The 4,819-nt window shown below is 60.6% G+C and carries 4 protein-coding genes and 1 pseudogene; all 5 read right to left on the reverse strand.

Features of this window, described 5'->3' with window-relative positions:
• Nucleotides 1-745: pseudogene (locus HP546_RS25880) on the reverse strand (benzoate/H(+) symporter BenE family transporter); the annotation flags it as partial.
• Nucleotides 746-916: 171 nt separating this feature from the next.
• Nucleotides 917-1,804 carry a dihydrodipicolinate synthase family protein gene (locus tag HP546_RS25885; RefSeq protein WP_172231368.1) on the reverse strand — a complete coding sequence of 296 codons (888 nt, stop codon included), beginning with the start codon at nt 1,802-1,804 and terminating at the stop codon, nt 917-919.
• Nucleotides 1,805-1,849: 45 nt separating this feature from the next.
• Nucleotides 1,850-2,632 carry an aldolase gene (locus HP546_RS25890; protein WP_172231371.1) on the reverse strand — a complete coding sequence of 261 codons (783 nt, stop codon included), beginning with the start codon at nt 2,630-2,632 and terminating at the stop codon, nt 1,850-1,852.
• A 249-nt stretch (nt 2,633-2,881) separates the two neighbouring features.
• A complete protein-coding gene (locus tag HP546_RS25895; RefSeq protein WP_172231374.1) occupies nt 2,882-3,283 on the reverse strand; it encodes a hypothetical protein in 402 nt (133 codons plus the stop codon).
• Nucleotides 3,264-4,664 (reverse strand): PAAR domain-containing protein, encoded by a 1,401-nt coding sequence (locus tag HP546_RS25900; RefSeq protein ID WP_172231377.1) that lies wholly within the window; start codon nt 4,662-4,664, stop codon nt 3,264-3,266. The genes HP546_RS25895 and HP546_RS25900 overlap by 20 nt, the downstream gene beginning before the upstream one ends.
• Between the last annotated feature and the right edge of the window lie 155 nt (nt 4,665-4,819).

Below are 4,819 nucleotides of genomic sequence, written 5' to 3' on the forward strand. Positions count from 1 at the left end.
AAGCCGTCGTTGCGCAGCACCAGCATGCCGGGCATGTACTGGCCTGTCAGGGTGATCAGAAACAGTGGCAGGGCCACGCTGAGGGCGGCGTTGAGCGAAAAGCTGGGGGCGGTGAACACTGGCGAGGCGAATTCCAGCTTGAGCGCTGCCACGCCCACCTGCCCCTGAAGCAGCAGGTAGCCAAGCCCCAGCAGCAGAATGCCCACCACGGCGTAGCGAGCGCTGAAGCGCTTGAACGCCACGTAGGCGGCAATCAGCAGCCCGGCCAGGGCCGGGTCGACCGACAGCCCGGCGAAGGCACCGATGCCGAACTGCAGCAGGATGCCGGCCAGCAACCCGGCAGCGATCCCGGCGGGAATGACCCGTACCAGGCGCTCGAAACACCCGGTCACCCCAGCACCACGAAGCCGGCTGCCGAGAGCAGGTAGGCGCCGATGGCCTCGCTGTAGGGCACGCTGGCCAGAGCGGTGACCAGGAACGCGGCGGCTGGCGTGGACCAGGCGGTGATCACCGGTGCGCGGGTGTACCAGGACAAGGCCAGGCCGCTGAGGCCGACGCCGATCGACACCGCCCACACCCACGAAGCGGTCAGCTCCGGGCTCAATCCGGCCACTTTGGCGGCCTGGAACACCAGGATGAAGGTGCCGCCGTAATTGACGATGACCGAGACGATTCCCGCGATCACGGGGTGAAGGATGTCTGTCAGCCGTAGCGGTGCTGAAGAGCTTTGTGCAGGCGCGTCCATGGTTGCCTCTGTTTGCTGGATGCAGGTTTCAAATGACGGAACCCGCTGATTCAGCGGGCTCTGTATGCCTCGACCCTTTGTCGGGAAACACCTGAAGCTTCTGGCTCATCTGTTCCCGGCGGGGCGCTGCGCGGCGGCGGGGTGCTGCCGCGCAGGCGTCGGTGAGGTCGATCAGCCGCGCAATGTGTCCAGCAGGCCCTTCAGGCAACTGCTGCCCTGGGCGTCGAGCGGCTGCAGGGGCAGGCGGGGGGCGCCGACATCCTGGCCGAGCATTTTCAAGCCGGCCTTGATGGTGGTGGGCAGGCCGCGGCGGGTGATGTATTCCAGTAGTTCGTACTGGCGGTAGAACAGCGCCCGGGCTTCGGCCAGGTCGCCTTGCTGCACCGCCTGCCACAGTGCCAGGTTCAGCGCCGGGATCAGGTTGGGCGCAGCGGTGCACCAGCCGGTGGCGCCGGCCACCAGCGCTTCCAGGGTGAGCGGGTTGCAACCGTTGTAGAAGGCCACCTGGCCGTCGCTGGCCGTGAACAGGCGGTGCATGCGCTGGATGTCGCCGGTGCTTTCCTTGACCATGGTCACATTTGGCACTTCGTCGAGAATGCGCAGGATCAGCTCCACCGACAGGTCGGTGCCGCTGGTGCCCGGGTTGTTGTAGAGCATGATCGGGATGTCGATGGCCGCGCCGATCGCCTTGTAGTGGGCGATCACTTCGGCTTCGGTGAGCTTCCAGTAGGAAATAGGCAGCACCATCACCGCCGTGGCGCCGCAGGTCTGGGCCAGGCGGGCGCGTTGCACGGTGCGCGCGGTGGTCAGGTCTGAGACGCTGACCACGCTGGGCACGCGCCCGGCAATGCGTGCCTGGCTGAAGCGCACCACGCTTTCCCATTCGCTGTCGGACAAGTAGGCCCCTTCGCCTGTGCTGCCCAGTGGTGCAATGGCGTGTACGCCGTCGGCGATCAGGCGGTCGATGGACGTGCCCAGGGCCTCCAGGTCGAGCGTGCCGTCTGCGGTGAAGGGAGTGATGGTGTAGCCGATGACGCCGCGAATTACAGGTGTAGACATGACCAGGCACCTTTGCCGTTGTTGAGGAAAAGAGTACAGCTTCGATCAGCCCAGGCAGTCGCCGTGGGCACGCAAGGCACGGCGGGCGTAATAGCCGAACGCGGCGCCATGTCGTTTGGGGGTGGAGATCCAGTCATGGGCTTCCTTGCCCAGTGCCTCAGGGATGGGGCGGATTTCTCCGGCGCCCATGGCCAGCAGCTGCATCTTCGCCGCGCGCTCGAACAGCAGGGCGAGCACGCAGGCTTCTTCGATCGAGCCGCCGGCGATCAGCAGGCCGTGGTGGGAAAGCAGGATCGCGCGCTTGTTGCCGATCGCGTTGGCGATGATCTCGCCTTCTTCGTTGCCCACTGGCACACCGGGCCATTCCTTGAGGAATGCGCAGTCATCGAACAGCGGGCACAGGTCCATGTGCGAGATCGCCAGCGGCATCTCCAGCATCGACAGGGCCGCGCTGTGCAGCGGGTGGGTGTGGATGATGCAGTTGACGTCGGGGCGGGCGCGGTACAGCCAGCTGTGGAAGCGGTTAGCCGGGTTGGCCATGCCACGGCCTTGCAGCACGGTCAGGTCCTCGTCCACCACCAGCAGGTTGGAAGCAGCAATTTCGTCGAAGCCCAGACCCAGTTGCTGGGTGTAGTAGGTGCCAGGCTCCTGCGCACGTGCGGTGATCTGCCCGGCCAGGCCAGAGTCATGGCCGCCGTCAAACAGGATGCGGCAGGTGAGGGCGAGTTTTTGCCGTGCGGTGTAGGTGTTGTCGGCCAGCGCCGTCAGCATCTGCTGCTGGGCGAGTTTGACCAACTGGTCCTTGGGGGTGTGCATGGTGGTCGTCATGGGGGTACCTGCCGGAGTGGGGCGGTTCTGGGCTGAGCGACGTAGGGGTCGTCAGGACACACGGCGATCATAATGACACTTTGTGTCATATGCAAGCGATGTGTCATCGCTGGTGTCTGTCATGTGAGGGGAGGGGAGCGGCAAGGAAGCGTCAACGATCGGTCGGGCAAAAGGAGGACGACCCGCGAATGCGGGTCTGACGTGCTAAGTGCCTACACCCTTTTCGAGAGTTCACGAAGGGGTAACGATCTAATGACTCACCATCACATAGGCGACCGCTAGCCACGCTATGCCTATTAGTATGAGCCAGCTCGAAAAAACCAACTTTCGTCTCAGCCTTGTAGGAAAAGCCTTTAATTCATCAGCATCAACAACGCCTATTCTTGAATGAAAACGAGGAAAGGTCAGGAGGCCGCTGACAGCACAGACCACCATCCATCGCGATCGGTAGGTAGTGGTCCCCAAAAAGCGCTTCATCTGCTCTAAATAGGCATTGGTTCGAATAGAGCTATCAAGAACCTCAAACTCGCTAGACCATGCAACACAGCCGCTTACTGTCAGGCCAATAGCACTCAAAGCAAATGGCGCCGCTAGAAAAAATAGCTGGATTGTCAGTGGCCAACTATTGATATCAATCAGCGATGAATTCATGGATCTTTTCTCCAAGCACCTCCCCTACAGCCTCGCCAGCCAAACCCCCAGCCATCGAACCAGCTCCGACAAGAGCAATGCCGCACACTGGAGCCCCAATGCCTGCTGTGCCAATAGCGAAAGCCGCACAGACTGAAGTGACAGCTAGCCCGGAGATGAAGCCTCCCGCAGCACCACCAACAATACTCCCACTAAAACTTCCAGTTTCCCTGAGTCGCACCATCTTGCAAGCTTCGGTTTCTCCGGCTCGACATACCTCTTGGACTTTCAGGTAGGACGAAGTCCCACCCACCCCAATTGCTGCATATCCTCCATATCCAAGGTACTTGCTTAGGCGCGCCACCTTATCCAGATGAGTCGCATACCCGGGAATCTGCCCCGGTCCGCCTGCTTTCGACCAATGGTGCACGAGGCTTTTGGTGGAGATATTCAAGCTCTTCCTCAAACGCTCATAGTTCCCAAGGCCCAACTGTTTGTTCAGAAATGCTGTTTTCAGCTGTCCATCCAGCTGCTGCAGAAGGCGCCGCCGTTCAGCGAAAAAGCCCGGGCTGTTCAAGTGGCCATGGCGCATGAACTCCCGCTGGTGCAACTGCTCGATACTCGTCAGTGTATGACTCACCTGCTTCAAACCTTGATCAAGCATGTCCTTGCCCACCCCCATGGACAGGCTGGCGTTACTGAGCAACCCGGCGATTTCAGCTTGGTGATCCATCATGAAATCCGCTTCAGCGAAGTCGAGTACCTCCAGTGCGCGGCGTGCATGTTGCGCTGCTGCCATCAGTGCCCCCTCTTCGCGCGTGCAGGCATTGCCGTTGTCAGGATCACCGATAACGAAGATTTCCCCGGCCTTGAAGCCTTGTGCAAACGTCGGGTTGAGTCGCTGCAACCGGGAAATCGGCAACGTGGCATCGTGCTCGGCCAGTTGCAGCAGCACCTGAGGGAACGACATGCGTCGAGGGACTACGTAGAAGCCAGGCTCCAGCGTATCGGGCAATGCGCCTATCACAGGTTGTGAAATGCGTTCGGGGTAGACCGTGGGTGAGGGCTCGGCAAAGTGAGTATTGGCACGCCCCGCAATGGCATGCAGAGACGACGGTGCTTCATACAACGGCGCGACCACCCGGTTGCTGCCCGGCGAACAGCCACAGACAACCAGCGCACCGTCCATGGCCACCCGCTGGCCATCGGAAATGAAGTGCTCCACACCTTCGGCGACAGTTCCCACCTGCCCACAACGAGGACATGGCGTAGTGTGGTCGCCTTCACGGAGCACCATTCGGCCTTCATCCAGATAACCATGCCCCGTCGCAATACAGACAGCGCCCGTTGTGGTGACATCACCATCTACTGCCTGACCTTTTCCCTCTAGGCTGACGCGCATATACAAATTCCCTGTGCATGGTTGAGGTTAAAAACCTAACACCAGCCAAAGGCGATCAAGTGGCCTGAAAAGAAATTCAGATTTTTCCTACAAGTTGTCTGGAGCTTATGTTGTCGAGTTAATTGATATATTTCTGTGCAGCGAAACTCTTACCT

Origin of the sequence: Pseudomonas sp. CM25 (assembly GCF_013179705.1) — a bacterium.
GTDB lineage: Bacteria > Pseudomonadota > Gammaproteobacteria > Pseudomonadales > Pseudomonadaceae > Aquipseudomonas.